Below are 14067 nucleotides of genomic sequence, written 5' to 3' on the forward strand. Positions count from 1 at the left end.
GGTGCTCAGTCCGCCGCCGGCTTGTGCCAGCGCGGGAAGAAGGTCGCCACCTGGGGACCATCGGCCTTCAGCGCATGGCAGCCGTCGATGGCGAAGGGGCGCTGCTCGGGGTCGCGCGGCATCGCGTCCCACAGCGCCTGCATCGCGGCGCTGCCCATGGCGCTGGCCAGCTCGTTCATGTGGGTGCAGCCTGCGGTGCGGCCGAACAGGCGGCGGATCGCGTCCTTGTAGCCGCGTGCCACCTGCACGCCCACCAGCTGGCTGTAGTCGGGCGCAATCGCGCCGCAGACGGGGCCGTAGGGGCCGGCATCCCCCACCGCCTGCACTGCCACGATGGTGGCGGTGCGGTCGACCGTGAGCCGCAGCCACATGTCGTGCATCGGCTTGCCGGCCTCCAGCATGCCGCCGGCACAAGGCACCGGCGCAGGCCAGACATCGGTCAGATGCCCCTCCAGATCCCACAAGCCGTCGCTGCGGGCGTAGGCTTGGATGGTGATGGTGCGGCAATGGGCCGCTTCGCGGGCGCAATCGGGCGTGGGCAGAGGCATGGAGACGGACGACAACCAGGGTCAGACGGGCGGGATCGCCGGCGCGCAGCCTACACCGGCGCGGCGCCCGCGGCTGCCCATGGTGGACACCCGGCGCTGCACCGGCTGCGGCCGCTGCGTCGGCGCCTGCGCCCCGCAATTGCTGAGCCTCGACGTGCAGCACTGGAAGAAGCACGCCGTGCTGCAGGGCGCCGAGCGCTGCACCGGCTGCAGCCTGTGCGCGCTGCGCTGCCCGTTCGATGCGATCCGGATGGTGCGGCCGACGGGCTGACGCAGGCTCAGCCGGCGGCTGGCGGCGCGTCGAAGTCGCTGGCGTCGTGGCGCTCGGCCAGCTGCTCGGCCGCATCGCCCCACACCCGGTTGACGCGGCGGCCGCGCTGCACCGCCGGCCGGGCGGCGATGGCCGCCGTCCAGCGCTGCACATGGGTGTAGTCCTGCACCTGCAGGAATTCGCCGGCGTTGTAGAGCAGGCCCTGGGCCAGCGCGCCGTACCAGGGCCAGACGGCGATGTCGGCGATGGTGTAGTCGTCACCGGCCAGGTAGGCGCTTTCGGCCAGGCGGCGGTCCAGCACGTCGAGCTGGCGCTTGGTCTCCATCGCGAAGCGGTCGATGGGGTATTCCATCTTCGTCGGCGCGTAGGCGTAGAAGTGGCCGAAGCCGCCGCCCAGGTAGGGTGCGCTGCCCATCTGCCAGAACAGCCAGGCCAGGCACTCGGCCCGCGCCGGCTGGGTGGTGGGCAGGAAGGCGCCGAACTTCTCGGCCAGGTGCAGCAGGATGGCGCCGGATTCGAACACCCGGATCGGCTGCGGCCCGCTGCGGTCGACCAGCACCGGGATCTTGCTGTTGGGGTTGGCCGCCACGAAGCCGCTGCCGAACTGGTGGCCCTCGTTGATGCGGATCAGCCAGGCGTCGTACTCGGCGCCGCTGTGGCCCAGGGCCAGCAGTTCTTCCAGCATCACCGTGGCCTTCACGCCGTTGGGCGTGGCCAGCGAATACAGCTGCAGCGGGTGCCTGCCCACCGGCAGGTCCTTGTCATGCGTGGGGCCGGCCACCGGCCGGTTGATGTTGGCGAACTGGCCGCCGTTGGCCTTGTTCCACACCCAGACCTTGGGCGGAACGTAGGCGGTTGCATCGGTCATCGGTGTCTCCTTGTCAGCCCGGCCACTGTACGGGAAGCGCCCGTGGCCGTTGGCCGGCAGGGCTTGACGCGGTCCTTCATTTCCATAATGATCGAAATATCAACCGGAGACACCGATGAAGCGCTTCCATGTGCACGTGCATGTCGATGACCTCGCCAAGAGCATCGGCTTCTATTCCCAGCTGTTTGCCGCCCAGCCGGCACGGCAGGAAGACGACTACGCCAAGTGGATGCTGGACGACCCGCCGGTCAACTTCGCCATCTCCACCCGCGGGCAACAGGCCGGCATCGACCACCTAGGCATCCAGACCGATGACGCCACCGAACTGGCGGCGCTGAAGGCCCGCGCCGACGCCGCCGACATGGCGCTGCTGGACGAAGGCACGACCACCTGCTGCTATGCCCGCAGCGAGAAGCACTGGGTGACCGACCCGCAGGGCATCGCCTGGGAGCATTTCCATACCCTGGGCAACATCCCGGTGTTCCATGAGGCCCCGGTGACCGCCGCCGCCGAACCGGCTGCCTGCTGCACGCCGGCCGCGCCGCGCGGCAAGCCGCTGTCCATCCCGGTCAGGGCGGCCGGCAGCTGCTGCTGAACTGGCCTCAGGCCACGCCGGCAACGGCGAAGTCCAGCTCCACCCGGGCCCCGTTGGGGCAGTGGCAGAACAGCTGCCACAGGCCGCCGCCGGGCAGTTCCCGCAGGTCGTACGGCACGCCGGCCGCGTCCAGCCGGGCCTTCACGCCCGGCAGGTCGGTGGCGGTGAAGGCCATGTGGTCGATCACCCCGGTGCGCGGCGTCGGCAGCGGCCGGCCGAAGACGATGTGCAGCACCGCCTGGGTGCCGCCGGGCGCGTACAGCCAGGCGCCGGGAAAGTCGAACGGCGGCCGTGGGCCGTCCACCAGTCCGAGCAGGCCGCAGTAGAAGGCCAGCGTCGCCTCGCGGTCGTCGGCGACGATGGTGAAGTGGTTCATGCCGTGGATCATCGCGGGGCTCCTGGGTGGTGCCGATGGGCTGGCGCGGATTGTGCGGCCGCCGTGTCGGGCAGGTGACGGCAGCGCCGGGCCTGCGGTCTAGCATGCCCGCTTTCAAGGAGACACGCATGCAACCCGACGTCCGCGCCGCGATCGAGCAGACCATCCAGACCTACTTCGACGGCCTGTACGAGGGCAACGCCGACAAGCTGGCCAGCGTGTTCCACCCCGGCAGCGCCCTCACCTACGACAACGCCGGCACGGTACTGGTGTGGCCGCTGGCCGACTGGCTGAAGGCGGTGCGCGAGCGGCCCTCGCCCCAGGCCAGGGGCCTGGCCCGCGACGACGCCATCCTGCTGATCGACCAGAGCGGCCCGACCACGGCGCTGGTCAAGGTCAAGTGCCAGATCCCGCCGCGCTACTTCACCGATTACCTCAACCTGCTGTGCATCGGCGGCCAGTGGAAGGTGGCGCAGAAGGTGTTTGCCACCGAGGTGCGCAATTGACGGCCGCCAACACCCGGGCCGATTTCAACCAGCCGCTGTACCAGGGCGCCAATGTCGGCGACCTGGTCGCCAGCGCCATCGCCCGTGGCGGCGAGCGTGTGGCCTTCATCAGCGACGACACCCGGTGGACCTACCGCGAGCTCGGCGCCAAGGTCAGCCAGGTGGTGCAGGCCCTGGCCGCGCGCGGCCTGCGGCGCGGCGATGCGGTGGCCACGCTGTCGGCCAACCGGCCCGAGGCCTTCCTGATCACCGCCGCGGCCTACCTGATGGGCCTGCGGCTGACCTGGATGAACCCCACCTCGTCGGAGGACGACCACGCCTACATCCTGGAAGACTCGGGCGTGACCACGCTGTTCTTCTGCCCGAAGACCTTCGGCGACCGCACCCGGGTGCTGCGCCAGCGGGTGCCGGGCGTGCAGCGGGCCATGTCCTTCGGCGACAGCGGCGGGTTGGGCGAGGACCTGCTGGCTGCCGCCGCCACCCACACCCCGGGGCCGCTGCTGCCACAGGCCGAACCCGAGGACGTGTGCGTGCTGATCTACACCGGCGGCACCACCGGCCGGCCCAAGGGCGTGGCGCACACCCACCGGGTGCATGTCACGATGATCCTCACCGAGATGGCCGACTGGGACTGGCCGCGCGAGATCCGCTTCCTGGCGCTGACGCCGATCACCCATGCCTCGGGCGCGATGATCATGCCGGTGCTGCTCAAGAGCGGCACCTACGCCATGACCCAGGGCTTCACACCCGAGAAGTTCATCCGCCTGGTCGAGCAGCACCGCATCACCGCCACCTTCCTGGTGCCGACCATGGTCTACGTGCTGCTGGACAGCCCGGCCCGCGCAGGCGCCGACCTGTCCAGCCTGCAGCTGATCATCTACGGCGCGTCGCCGATGTCGCCGGCCCGGCTGACCGAGGGCATCCGGGAGTTCGGTCCGGTGTTCATGCAGCTGTATGCGCAGAGCGAGGCGCCCAACACCGTCACCGTGCTGCACCAGCACGAGCATGACCCGGTGCACCACCCCGAACGCCTGGCCAGCTGCGGCACACCCTGCGTCGGCACCCAGGTGCGCCTGCTCGATGACGATGGCCGCGAGGTGCCGCGTGGCGAGGTGGGCGAGATCTGCGTGCGCGGCCCGCTGGTGATGCAGGGCTACTGGAACAAGCCCGAGGAAACCGCCAAGGCCCTGCGCCACGGCTGGCTCTACACCGGCGACATGGCCCGGCAGGATGCCGACGGGTTCCTGTACATCGTCGACCGCAGCAAGGACATGATCATCAGCGGCGGCTTCAACGTCTACCCGCGCGAGGTGGAAGACGCGCTGAGCCAGCACCCCGCCGTGGCCGCCGCTGCGGTGGTGGGCGTGCCCGATGCCAAGTGGGGCGAGGCGGTGCGCGCCCTGGTGGTGCTGCGGCCCGGCGCCAGCGTGGCGGCAGAAAAGCTGATGGCCGAATTGATGGCCTTCGTGCGCGACAAGAAGGGCGCCGTCTACACGCCCAAGGCCATCGACTTCGTCGATGCACTGCCAGTGACCGGGCTTGGCAAGCTCGACAAGAAGGCCATTCGGGCGCAGTTCTGGCACGGCCAGGGCCGCGCCGTACATTGACTGGATGTTGCAGCGTCGCCACCTCCTTGCCGCCCCGCTCGTCCTGCCCGCCCTGCTGACGGGCGCGCAGGCCGCACCGCTGGACCTGCTGCGCGAGGGCGGCCTGGTGCTGGCCCTGCGCCACGCGCTGGCACCGGGCACCTTCGATCCGCCAGAATTCAAGCTGGGCGTCTGCAGCACCCAGCGCAACCTCAACGATGTGGGGCGCCAGCAGGCGCGTGACATCGGCGCCTGGTTCCAGGCCCAGCGGCTGAAGCCGGCGCGGGTGCGGTCCAGCCCCTGGTGCCGCTGTGTCGACACGGCGCAGCTGGCCTTCGGCACCCACGAGGCCTGGCCCGCACTGGGCTCGCCGCGCGGCGCCACCGAGGCCACCAATGCCGAGAGCCTGGAAGCGCTGCGCGCGGCCATCCGCAGCGCCAGCGCCCAGCGCGGGCGCTTCGAGGTGTGGGTGACCCACATGTTTGTGCTTGCCGACCTGGTCGGCCAGAACACCGGCGTGAGCGAAGGCCTGCTGCTGCGGGCCGGCGCCGACGGCGCGCCCCAGGTGCTGGGGCGCTGGTCGCTGGGCTGAAGCGCCCGGCGGGTTACTTGGCCGTCACCGCCTCGGCAATCCCGGCCAGGGCCTTCTGCAGGTTGGGCACCACCGGGCAGGCCGCGGCGCCGTGGCGCTGGGCCAGCCAGGCCGGATCGTTGTAGCCCAGCCAGACCTGGGCCTGGGCGTCTTCCCACACCAGGGCCTTCAGCGGCAGGTCGATGCCGGCGCCCTGGGCGCATTCCATCAGCGGCGTGCCACCCTGCGGGTTGCCGAAGATCAGCAGCTCGGTCGGGCGCAGCGTCTTGCCCACCTTGGCGGCGCCGGCGGCATGGTCGATGCGCGCGAACACGTTCAGGCCGCGCTGCTTCACCTGGGCTTCCAGGCGGTTCATGGTCTCGGCGGCGGTGTGCGGGCTCTTCACGGCCACCAGGCCGTCAGCGGCCAGGGCCGGGGTGGCGGCCAGGTTGGCCAGGGTCAGCAGGCCGGCGGTGGCCAGGGTACGCAGGAATTGCATGTCGTCCTCGGGAGGGATGGTGGCGTGCAGGGCAGTGCGGCCCTGCCGGGCCGTCAAGCGCGGCCGGGCGTGACTGTATGCCACGCCACCCACTGCCACTGCCGTCAGGCAGCCGGCAGCACGCGGAAGTGGTGGGTCCCGTCGCGGCCCAGCTGCGCGACCAGACCGAACTCCCAATCGAGGTAGCCCTGCATGGCCTCGCGCGGCGCATCGGTGCCCTCGTAGGGCCGGCGGTAGCGGTCGATGCGCAGGCTCAGCAGGTTGGCCTCGCCCGGCTCCAGCGGCGCCCCGGCGGCCACCCAGGCGGCGGTGCCACCGGCCAGCGCATGGGCCGGGCGGCCGGTCAGGCGGGTGAAGTCAGCAGCGGCCAGCCGGGCCAGCCGGCCATCGCCGCAGGTGAAGACCAGCTGGTCGACCACCGGCAGCTCGGGCGCGATGGTGCGCAGGTCGGTGCGCAGCAGCCAGTGCGCGCCGGGCACATGGCCCTTCACATGGGCGGCGCTGGTGCCCACATCCAGCAGCAGCGTGCGGCCGGCGTCGCGCCAGGCAGCGAGCGTCGGCACATCGACCTGCGGCACGTCCGGCAATGGCGCGTGCGGCGGCTGCCAGGGGCCGTGGGCGGTGTGCTGCTCGGGCGTGGTGGCGCTGGGTTGGTCGGTCAGCCAGCCCACCTCCCAGCCCATCTGGGCCAGCCAGTGGGCCGTCATCGCGGCACGCACACCGTCGCTGGCCGGGCCGCCATCGGCCAGGGCAATGCGGGCCCCACGCACCGCGGCGCACACATCGGTCTCCTGCACCAGCTGGCCGCCGGGCGCGCTGCCGAAGCCGGGCAGGTGGCCGGCGGCGTATTCCTCGGGTGTGCGCACATCCCAGCGGTACAGGGTGCGGCGGGTGTCGGCTTCCCAGGCGGCCAGGCTGGCAGCGGTCAGGCGCACGGCGCCCGCGCGGTCGGCCAGGGCCTGGGCCGATGCCCGCGCCGCCGCCAGGTTGGCCGGGCTGACGCCCCCGAAGCGCCGCTGCGCACCATGGTCCAGCACCTGGCCGGCCAGCAGCCAGCCGATGGTGCCGTTGCGCAGCGCCGCCACCGGGTTGGGGATGCCGGCGTTCACCAGGCTCTGGGTGCCGATGATGCTGCGGGTGCGGCCGGCGCAGTTGACGATCACCCGGGTGTTGGGATTGGGCGCCAGGTCGCGCACCCGCAGCGCCAGCTCGGCGCCGGGCACGCTGGTGCCACCGGGGATGCTCATCGTGGCGTATTCATCGAAGCGGCGGGCATCCAGCACCACCACATCGGCCTTCGCATCCAGCAGGGCCTTCACCTCCTCGGCCGGCAGGCTGGGCGTGTGGCGCTCATGCTCGACCAGTTCACCAAAGCTCTTGCTGGGCACGTTGACATCGCGGAACAGCTCGCCGCCGGCATCGCGCCAGCCGGCCAGGCCGCCGTCCAGCACATGCACCCGGGTGTAGCCCAGGGCCTGCAGCTCCAGCGCGGCAGGCGCGGCCAGGCCTTCGCCGTTGTCGTAGACGGCGATGGTCACGTCGCGCCGCGGCAGGCGCCAGGGTGCGTCCAGCGCGATGCGGCCGGCGCCGATCTGCACCGCCCACAGCGGATGGGCCTGGGCGAACGGGTCTTCCTCGCGCACGTCGACCAGGGCGAGCTCCTGCCGGTCCAGCAGCAGCTGCCGCACCTGGGCGGGCGTCATCACGGGCAGATCGGGCGTGCTCATGCGCCCTCCTTCGAACGGTCCCACAGGTTGGGCAGCATGGTGTTGCTGTAGCCGGAGATGAAGGGCTTGCGCGTGCCGTCGGCCGCATACACCCAGCGCTGCACCGCGCCGATGTTGCCGCCGTAGACATGGATGCTGATCGACACCTGGCCGGGCACCGCGTTGCGCACCAGGTGCACATCGCCCAGCGTGGGCGACACCGCCTCCACCTGGCCGGGCACCAGCCGCGTGGGTGCGCCCTGCGGCACCATGGCGCCGCCGGCATCGGGCGCGTAGGGCTGGGATTCCTCCTGCCCGCGCAGCATGCCGATCAGGCCCCACACCGTGTGGTCGTGCACCGGCGTCTGCTGGCCCGGGCCCCAGACGAAGCTGACGACCGAGAAGCGCTCCAGCGGATCGCAGTGCAGCAGGTACTGGCGGTAGAACTGCGGGTGCGGCTGGGCCAGCTCGTCGGGCAGCCAGTCGTCGCGCGACACCAGCGTGGCCAGGCGGCCCCGCAGATCGGCCAGCAGGTCGGCCTCGGGCCGGGGCAGCGCCACGGCCTCGGTGGCGGCGCGCACGAAGTCGCGCAAGGGGCGGAGATCGGTCATGCCGGCATTGTGGGCTGGCGCCCTCGCTAGACTTGTCCCATGAACGACGCGCCCACCGACACCGCAGAGCCCATCCACGAACCTCGCCTCTGGCGCGACAACGGCTGGACGGCCCGGGTGATCAAGAACGAGGACGACGAGGGCTGGGCCGTGGCCATGGTCAAGGACGGCGAGCCCGAGCCCGCCCTGGTGGGCCCCTGGACCATGGGCCGCGACAAGAAGAACCCGAAGCCGCTGGACACCAATGCCTTCAACACCCTGGTGAAGACCGCCAGCGAGGTGATCCGCCGGCATGAGCAGAGCCTGCAGGCCACGCTGCACAAGGAGATCGCCATCAGCTACGTGGCCGGCCGCATCACCGTGGCGCTGGACATCGTGCCCGATGACGACGATCCGCATGCACTGCTGAGCGCCGCCGACGAGGCCGGCGCCGAGCTGGCACGGGTGAAGGTGTCGGCCGGCTTCCGGTTGAACCGCGCCAGCGCCACGGCCTGGGCAGACGGCGGCTTCGGTCGGCCCTGATGCACCATCCCGCCGCACCGGCCAGGCGATCGCCCGCGGCGTGCGGCGGCGCTGAACCGGCATGGCCGACTCGCGGGCTGCGGCAAAGCCTGGCGCAGCTGGCCCTGCTGCTGAGCCTGCTGGTGCTGTGGCTGCCGGGCGCCCGGGCCGAGGCCGGCGCCACCGTGCAGACCGCCGCGGGCCGGCTGCAGGGCCGCGTGGTCGACGGCCTGGCCGTGTTCCGCGGCATCCCCTATGCCCGGGCGCCGGTGGGTGCGCTGCGCTGGCAACCGCCGCAGGCCCTGCCGCCCTGGCGTGGCGTGCGCGAGGCCGGCACCAACGGCGCCGCCTGCACCCAGACGCCGGGGCCCTCGCTGGAAGGCGGCGGCGACCCCGGCCCCCTCAGCGAGGACTGTCTCTTCCTCAACATCTGGGCGCCGGCCGACGCGGCAGCAGCGCCGGGTCCCCGCCCGGTGCTGGTCTGGCTGCATGGCGGTGCCCTGGTGCTGGGCGCCGGTGGCCTCGACATCTACGACGGCGCCGCGCTGGCACGCCAGGGCCTGGTGGTGGTGACCCTGAACTACCGCCTGGGCCCGCTGGGCTACTTCAACCACCCGGCGCTTGAGGCCCGGTCACCCGACGGTGCCATGAACTTCGGTCTGCTCGACCAGATCGCCGCGCTGCGCTGGGTGCAGCGCCACATCGCCGCCTTCGGCGGCGACCCGCGGCAGATCACGGTGGCCGGCCAGTCGGCCGGTGCGCAGAGCGTGCTCGCGCTGCTGGCTGCGCCACCCGCGCGCGGGCTGGTCCAGCGCGCCATCGTGCAGAGCGCCTACGGCATCCCCAGCCACAGCCGGGCGCAGGCCCGCGCGGCTGGCGTGCGGCTGGCGAGTGCGGTGGGCTTGCCAGGCGCCCGCGCCAGCCTGACGCAGCTGCGCCGGGTGCCGGCGGCGCAGCTGGTGGCCCAGGCGGGCCCGGGCCGCAGCCTGGCACCCAGCCTGATCGTCGGCGACGCGGCAATGCCGCAGGCGCTGCTGCCCGCCTTCCAGGCCGGCCGCCAGGCCGCCGTGCCGCTGCTGATCGGCAGCACCAGCCATGAGGCCAGCGTGGCCCTGGCCTTCGGCCTGCAGCCGGCGGTGCTGGTGCAGCAACTGGGTGCGGCGCGCATCCTGCTCGCGCCGCTGTACCCGGGCGTGACCGACGAGGCCGAGCTGGGCCGCCAGGTGGTGCGTGACGTGGCCTTCACGGCCTTTGCCCGCCGCATCGCGGTGCTGCAGTCGCGCCGGGCACCGGTGTGGCGCTACCACTTCGACCGCCTGCCCGAGGCTGCCCGCGGCACGCAGCCCGGCGTGGCGCATGGCGGCGAGGTGCCGGCGGTGTTCGGCACCGGCGACCTGTGCCGGTGCCTGGCCGTGCCGCTGAGCGATGCCGACCGCCAGGCCTGGCAGCGCGTCTCGGCGCGCTGGGCCGCCTTTGCCCGCGGCGGCCCGCCCGACACCGCCGCCGGCCCGGCCTGGCCGCGCGACAGCCGCTGGCAACCGGTGGTGCTGGAGTTCGGCGAGACCGAGGCGGTGGTGCCCGACTTCATGCGCCAGCGCCTGGACACCCTGGTGGCCGGCCTCGCCCTGGCCGGCTGGTTCGCCGGCAGCCGTTGACACCACGACCCGCGCCCGCCCATGCCCCTGCCCACCTCCGCCTTCCCGAGCCTGCCGGTGTTGCTGGCCGCTGCCTGCCTGACTGCCGCCGGCCCCGCCCGTGCCGACAGCGCGGCCGCACTGTGCGAGTTGCTGCCCAGGGGCGGCAGCCAGCCCACGGCCGTGCGGGCCTGCGTGTTCTCGCAGCGGCAAGGCTTCATCGGCATCCAGCTGGCCGGCGGCCAACGGCATGACTTCAGCCCGCAGGACAGCGGCCCCGGCCGCTTCACCGATGCGCAAGGCCAGCCGGTGCTTCGCCAGGCCAGCCTGGGGAAACGTGGCCAGCAGTTCCGCCTGGCCGACGGCCGCACGCTGCGGGTGCTGTGGGGCAGCGGGCCGCTGAAGACCACGCTGGCGCTGCAGGGCATCCGCTTCACGCTGGCCAGTGCCAACCAGGGCTCGCAGAACACCTTGCTGGTCGCGCCCGCCGGTCTGACCATCGACAACAGCCCGCAGCGGCAGGAAATCGACGGCACCGTCAGCAGCGCCGAGGTGGCTGACCTGGACGGCGACGGCTCGCCCGAGCTGTACGTCGGCATCACCAGCGCCGGCTCGGGCTCGGCCGGCAGCCTGCTGGGCTGGGCGGTGAACAAGCGCAAGAGCCTGAGCGGCGTGTTCCTGCCGCCGCTGGACCCGGCATCGCCCCAGGCCCAGGGTTACCAGGGGCATGACAGCTTCCAGGTCGAGGGCCGGCACCTGGTGCAGCGCTTCCCGGTCTACAAGCCGGGCGATGCCAATGCCAGCCCCAGCGGCGGCGTGCGGGCGCTCTACCACCGCCTGGTGCCCGGCGAGGCCGGCTGGCTGTTGCAGCTGGACAAATCCATCGACAGCCAGAAGCCGTAGTCTGGCGCGCAGGGCAGGCGCAAGGCAGACTCCAGGGCTGGGATTTCTTTCACGAGGAAAGCAAACAATGACCTGGCTGAACGACTCCATCATGCGCCGGCGCGGTGTGGCCCAGGGCCGCACGCCCACGCTGCACCACCTGACCGAGGCACTGCAAGGAAAATTCCACTACACCATCGGCCCCTATTCCGACCCGGTGCTGACCATCCGGCCCGGCGACCGGGTGCTGGTGGACACACGCGATGCCTTCGAGGGCAAGGTCAAGACCGAGCAGGACCTGCCGTCCAAGGTGCTGACCATGCCCTTCGTCAACCCGCAGAACGGGCCGATCATGGTGGAAGGTGCCGAGAAGGGCGATGTGCTGGCGGTCTACATCGAGCGCATGGACCCGCGCGGCCCCAACCCCCGCGGCACCTGCGCGATGATTCCGCAGTTCGGTGCGCTCAGCGGCACCAGCCTGACCGCCCTGCTGGCCGACGACCTGCCCGAGATCGTGCGCAAGATCGACGTCGACGAAAACGGCGTGTACTGGAGCAAGCGCGTCACCCTGCCCTACCGGCCGCACATCGGCACGCTGAGCTGCAGCCCGGAGATCGACTCGATCAACACCCTGACGCCCGACAGCCACGGCGGCAACATGGACCTGCCCGACATGGGCCCGGGCAGCATCACCTACCTGCCGGTGCGCACCGCCGGCGGCCGGCTGTTCATCGGCGATGCCCATGCCTGCCAGGGCGACGGCGAGGTCTGCGGCACCGCGGTGGAGTTCCAAAGCGCCACCACCATCCAGGTCGACCTGATCAAGGGCTGGCAGCTGGAATGGCCGCGGCTGGAGACCGAGACACGGCTGATGTGCATCGGCAGCGCCCGGCCGCTGGAAGACGCCACCCGCATCGCCTACAAGGAACTGGTGCTGTGGATGGAGGCCGAGTTCGGCTACGACCGCTGGGACGCCTACATGATGCTCAGCCAGTGCGGCCAGGTGCGGCTGGGCAACTTCGTCGACCCGAAGTACACCGTCGGCGCGGCCATCGACAAGAAGTACCTGGCGCCGGCGGCGGCCTGAGTCCCGTCCCAATACCCCCCCAAGACACACACCAAGGAGTCAACATGGATCTCGGATTGAAGGGCCTGCGGGCCGTGGTCACCGGCGGCACCAAGGGCATCGGCCGTTCGATCGCCGACACCCTGGCGGCCGAGGGCACGCATGTGGCCTTCTGCGCCCGCAACGCGGAGGAAGTGGCGGCCACCGAAGCTGCCCTGAAGGCCAAGGGCGTGACCGCCGTCGGCCGGGTGGTCGATGTGTCGGACGGTGCGGCGCTGGCCGCCTTCGTCGATGAAGCCGCCGCCGCGATGGGCGGGCTGGACATCATCGTGGCCAACGTCAGCGCGCTGGCGATCCCGAACGACGAGGCCGGCTGGAAGGCCGGCTTCGAGACCGACATGATGGGCACGGTGCGCCTGGTCAATGCCGCGCTGCCGCACCTGCAGAAGAGCAGCGCCGCGGCCATCGTCACCATCAGCAGCGTGTCGGGCCGCGAGATCGACTTCGCCGCCGGGCCCTACGGCGCCTTCAAGGCGGCCATCATCCACTACACGCAAGGTCTGGCCTACCACCTGGCGGGGCAGAAGATCCGCGCCAACACCGTGTCGCCCGGCAACACCTACTTCCCCGGCGGCGTGTGGGAGAAGATCCAGCATGGCAACCCCGATCTGTACAACATGGCGCTGGGCCTGAACCCCACCGGCCGCATGGGCACGCCGCAGGAAATGGCGAACGCGGCCGTCTTCCTGGCCAGCCCGGCGGCCAGCTTCATCACCGGCACCAACCTGGTGGTCGACGGCGCGCTGACCAAGGGGGTCCAGCTCTGAGCCTGGGCAACACCGGCGGCGCGGCCCCATGCAACCGCTGACCCACCACCAGATCGTGGCGCTGGTGGCGCCATTCAGCCGTGCCGGTCTGCAGGTGGATCTGGCGGCCAGCCAGCGGCTGGAACGCCAACTCGCCTTCCGGCCGGTGCAGCACCCGGCGGTCGACGGCACCCATCCGGCGTTGACCGAAACGCTGTGGCTGCTGGCCCCCGAGGGCGAGCCATTCACTTTGCGGCGCGTGCTCGCAGCCAGCGACGGTCTCGAAGCCGAACTGGAGGCCACCGGCAGCGATGCCGGCGCCCTGCTCGCCCGCCTGGCCGCCGTGCCCGTGCAGCGCCAGTGGCGGCAGGGCCCGGGCTGGGTGATGGCCCTCAGCCACCGGGTGACCGGCAGCACCGACGCAGCCGGCGGCGGCCTGCAGCCCACCCGGGTGGCGGTGCAGCTGCCCGGCTTCCGCCTGCGCTGGACGCCGCCGCCGGTGCACAGCCGCCTGGGCGAGCTGCGCCTGGCCGCCGCCGATCCGCAGGCCCGCCTGCCGGAAGATCTTCTGGCCGTGCTGGGCTACCCCTGGACCCGCCTGGTGGCGATGGACGGCGCCTGGATCGCCCACCTGCGCCAGCGCGGCAACGGCCTGGGCGCCTTCGCCCAGGTGGAGCAGCGCCTGGTGCGCACCGCCGATCACCTGGCCGCCACCTTCACCGCGCCACCGGCCTTGTTCCACCGCCGACACTGGGGCGCCCGCTGGCGGGTGACCGGTCGCCGGTCCATCCCCGCGCTGCTGAGCCTGGGCCTGGTGGCCGCCGCCGCCGCGGTGCCGCAGCTCACGCTGGCGCCGGAGTCGGTGCTGCGCATGCTGATCCTGAACGCGCCGCCGCTGCTGCTGATCGGCTTCTTCTGCCTGCGTGAGGTTCCGCGCATCGAGATCCCGCCGTTGCCGCGCCCGCTGCGCCAGGCGGCCTGGCAGGCCGCAGGCGACACTGCCGCACCCACCACCCACGCCACGCTGTCCACCTGAGCCGC

17 protein-coding genes are annotated in these 14067 nt (G+C 71.9%); 11 read left to right on the forward strand and 6 right to left on the reverse strand.

Annotated features, from left to right (window positions below):
• Positions 1 to 5 precede the first annotated feature (5 nt).
• Positions 6 to 548 carry a DUF2889 domain-containing protein gene (locus FFT10_RS01795; RefSeq protein ID WP_137731046.1) on the reverse strand — a complete coding sequence of 181 codons (543 nt, stop codon included), beginning with the start codon at positions 546 to 548 and terminating at the stop codon, positions 6 to 8.
• Between FFT10_RS01795 and FFT10_RS01800 the strand changes: the two genes are divergently transcribed.
• On the forward strand, positions 547 to 819 hold the full coding sequence (locus FFT10_RS01800; protein ID WP_137731047.1) for an ATP-binding protein: 273 nt from the start codon (positions 547 to 549) through the stop codon (positions 817 to 819). The two genes, FFT10_RS01795 and FFT10_RS01800, sit on opposite strands and share 2 nt — an antisense overlap.
• Before the next feature lie 7 nt (positions 820 to 826).
• On the opposite strand, the gene yghU is transcribed toward FFT10_RS01800, so the two are convergent.
• On the reverse strand, positions 827 to 1687 hold the full coding sequence (yghU, locus tag FFT10_RS01805) for a glutathione-dependent disulfide-bond oxidoreductase (protein ID WP_137731048.1): 861 nt from the start codon (positions 1685 to 1687) through the stop codon (positions 827 to 829).
• A 115-nt stretch (positions 1688 to 1802) separates the two neighbouring features.
• Here yghU and FFT10_RS01810 point away from each other — a divergent pair, with 115 nt between their 5' ends.
• Positions 1803 to 2282, forward strand: a complete 480-nt coding sequence (locus tag FFT10_RS01810; RefSeq protein ID WP_137731049.1) for an ArsI/CadI family heavy metal resistance metalloenzyme — start codon at positions 1803 to 1805, stop codon at positions 2280 to 2282.
• 7 nt (positions 2283 to 2289) lie between these two features.
• On the opposite strand, the gene FFT10_RS01815 is transcribed toward FFT10_RS01810, so the two are convergent.
• Positions 2290 to 2670 carry a VOC family protein gene (locus FFT10_RS01815; protein ID WP_137731050.1) on the reverse strand — a complete coding sequence of 127 codons (381 nt, stop codon included), beginning with the start codon at positions 2668 to 2670 and terminating at the stop codon, positions 2290 to 2292.
• Positions 2671 to 2786: 116 nt separating this feature from the next.
• Here FFT10_RS01815 and FFT10_RS01820 point away from each other — a divergent pair, with 116 nt between their 5' ends.
• The 3 genes from FFT10_RS01820 to FFT10_RS01830 are packed head-to-tail and all read left to right on the forward strand — an operon-like array spanning position 2787 to position 5342.
• Positions 2787 to 3164, forward strand: coding sequence for a nuclear transport factor 2 family protein (locus FFT10_RS01820; protein ID WP_137731051.1), 378 nt, complete (start codon positions 2787 to 2789; stop codon positions 3162 to 3164).
• Positions 3161 to 4771, forward strand: coding sequence for an AMP-binding protein (locus FFT10_RS01825; RefSeq protein WP_174246065.1), 1611 nt, complete (start codon positions 3161 to 3163; stop codon positions 4769 to 4771). The genes FFT10_RS01820 and FFT10_RS01825 overlap by 4 nt, the downstream gene beginning before the upstream one ends.
• Positions 4772 to 4775: 4 nt before the next feature.
• A complete protein-coding gene (locus FFT10_RS01830) occupies positions 4776 to 5342 on the forward strand; it encodes a histidine phosphatase family protein (protein WP_137731052.1) in 567 nt (188 codons plus the stop codon).
• A gap of 13 nt (positions 5343 to 5355) precedes the next feature.
• Here the strand turns inward: FFT10_RS01830 and FFT10_RS01835 are convergent, their stop codons facing one another.
• The 3 genes from FFT10_RS01835 to FFT10_RS01845 form a co-directional block, all read right to left on the reverse strand.
• Positions 5356 to 5820, reverse strand: a complete 465-nt coding sequence (locus FFT10_RS01835; protein WP_137731053.1) for a DUF302 domain-containing protein — start codon at positions 5818 to 5820, stop codon at positions 5356 to 5358.
• 104 nt (positions 5821 to 5924) lie between these two features.
• On the reverse strand, positions 5925 to 7547 hold the full coding sequence (locus tag FFT10_RS01840; protein WP_137731054.1) for a rhodanese-like domain-containing protein: 1623 nt from the start codon (positions 7545 to 7547) through the stop codon (positions 5925 to 5927).
• On the reverse strand, positions 7544 to 8137 hold the full coding sequence (locus FFT10_RS01845) for a cysteine dioxygenase family protein (protein WP_137731055.1): 594 nt from the start codon (positions 8135 to 8137) through the stop codon (positions 7544 to 7546). The genes FFT10_RS01840 and FFT10_RS01845 overlap by 4 nt, the downstream gene beginning before the upstream one ends.
• A gap of 39 nt (positions 8138 to 8176) precedes the next feature.
• Here FFT10_RS01845 and FFT10_RS01850 point away from each other — a divergent pair, with 39 nt between their 5' ends.
• From FFT10_RS01850 to FFT10_RS01875, 6 genes are all read left to right on the forward strand, one after another.
• Positions 8177 to 8659 carry a hypothetical protein gene (locus FFT10_RS01850; RefSeq protein WP_137731056.1) on the forward strand — a complete coding sequence of 161 codons (483 nt, stop codon included), beginning with the start codon at positions 8177 to 8179 and terminating at the stop codon, positions 8657 to 8659.
• Positions 8660 to 8781: 122 nt separating this feature from the next.
• A complete protein-coding gene (locus FFT10_RS01855) occupies positions 8782 to 10293 on the forward strand; it encodes a carboxylesterase/lipase family protein (protein WP_162520673.1) in 1512 nt (503 codons plus the stop codon).
• 21 nt (positions 10294 to 10314) lie between these two features.
• Positions 10315 to 11175: a hypothetical protein gene (locus tag FFT10_RS01860; RefSeq protein WP_137731058.1), complete on the forward strand. Its 861-nt coding sequence runs from the start codon at positions 10315 to 10317 to the stop codon at positions 11173 to 11175.
• A 67-nt stretch (positions 11176 to 11242) separates the two neighbouring features.
• Complete coding sequence (locus FFT10_RS01865; RefSeq protein ID WP_137731059.1) at positions 11243 to 12241, forward strand: acetamidase/formamidase family protein; 999 nt, start codon at positions 11243 to 11245, stop codon at positions 12239 to 12241.
• 44 nt (positions 12242 to 12285) lie between these two features.
• Positions 12286 to 13047, forward strand: coding sequence for an SDR family NAD(P)-dependent oxidoreductase (locus FFT10_RS01870; protein WP_137731060.1), 762 nt, complete (start codon positions 12286 to 12288; stop codon positions 13045 to 13047).
• Between the two features lie 28 nt (positions 13048 to 13075).
• Positions 13076 to 14062: a hypothetical protein gene (locus FFT10_RS01875; RefSeq protein WP_137731061.1), complete on the forward strand. Its 987-nt coding sequence runs from the start codon at positions 13076 to 13078 to the stop codon at positions 14060 to 14062.
• Positions 14063 to 14067 lie beyond the last annotated feature (5 nt).

It is taken from the genome of Pseudaquabacterium pictum, from assembly GCF_005403045.1.
Classification (GTDB): Bacteria; Pseudomonadota; Gammaproteobacteria; order Burkholderiales; family Burkholderiaceae_C; genus Pseudaquabacterium; species Pseudaquabacterium pictum.

Coding starts and splice junctions, on each gene's coding strand:
- FFT10_RS01835 (WP_137731053.1), bottom strand. CDS start 5,820: ATGCAATTCCTGCGTACCCTGGCCACCGCCGGCCTGCTGACCCTGGCC.
- yghU (WP_137731048.1), bottom strand. CDS start 1,687: ATGACCGATGCAACCGCCTACGTTCCGCCCAAGGTCTGGGTGTGGAAC.
- FFT10_RS01800 (WP_137731047.1), top strand. CDS start 547: ATGGAGACGGACGACAACCAGGGTCAGACGGGCGGGATCGCCGGCGCG.
- FFT10_RS01840 (WP_137731054.1), bottom strand. CDS start 7,547: ATGAGCACGCCCGATCTGCCCGTGATGACGCCCGCCCAGGTGCGGCAG.
- FFT10_RS01875 (WP_137731061.1), top strand. CDS start 13,076: ATGCAACCGCTGACCCACCACCAGATCGTGGCGCTGGTGGCGCCATTC.
- FFT10_RS01870 (WP_137731060.1), top strand. CDS start 12,286: ATGGATCTCGGATTGAAGGGCCTGCGGGCCGTGGTCACCGGCGGCACC.
- FFT10_RS01845 (WP_137731055.1), bottom strand. CDS start 8,137: ATGACCGATCTCCGCCCCTTGCGCGACTTCGTGCGCGCCGCCACCGAG.
- FFT10_RS01795 (WP_137731046.1), bottom strand. CDS start 548: ATGCCTCTGCCCACGCCCGATTGCGCCCGCGAAGCGGCCCATTGCCGC.
- FFT10_RS01820 (WP_137731051.1), top strand. CDS start 2,787: ATGCAACCCGACGTCCGCGCCGCGATCGAGCAGACCATCCAGACCTAC.
- FFT10_RS01850 (WP_137731056.1), top strand. CDS start 8,177: ATGAACGACGCGCCCACCGACACCGCAGAGCCCATCCACGAACCTCGC.
- FFT10_RS01830 (WP_137731052.1), top strand. CDS start 4,776: ATGTTGCAGCGTCGCCACCTCCTTGCCGCCCCGCTCGTCCTGCCCGCC.
- FFT10_RS01810 (WP_137731049.1), top strand. CDS start 1,803: ATGAAGCGCTTCCATGTGCACGTGCATGTCGATGACCTCGCCAAGAGC.
- FFT10_RS01860 (WP_137731058.1), top strand. CDS start 10,315: ATGCCCCTGCCCACCTCCGCCTTCCCGAGCCTGCCGGTGTTGCTGGCC.
- FFT10_RS01815 (WP_137731050.1), bottom strand. CDS start 2,670: ATGATCCACGGCATGAACCACTTCACCATCGTCGCCGACGACCGCGAG.
- FFT10_RS01865 (WP_137731059.1), top strand. CDS start 11,243: ATGACCTGGCTGAACGACTCCATCATGCGCCGGCGCGGTGTGGCCCAG.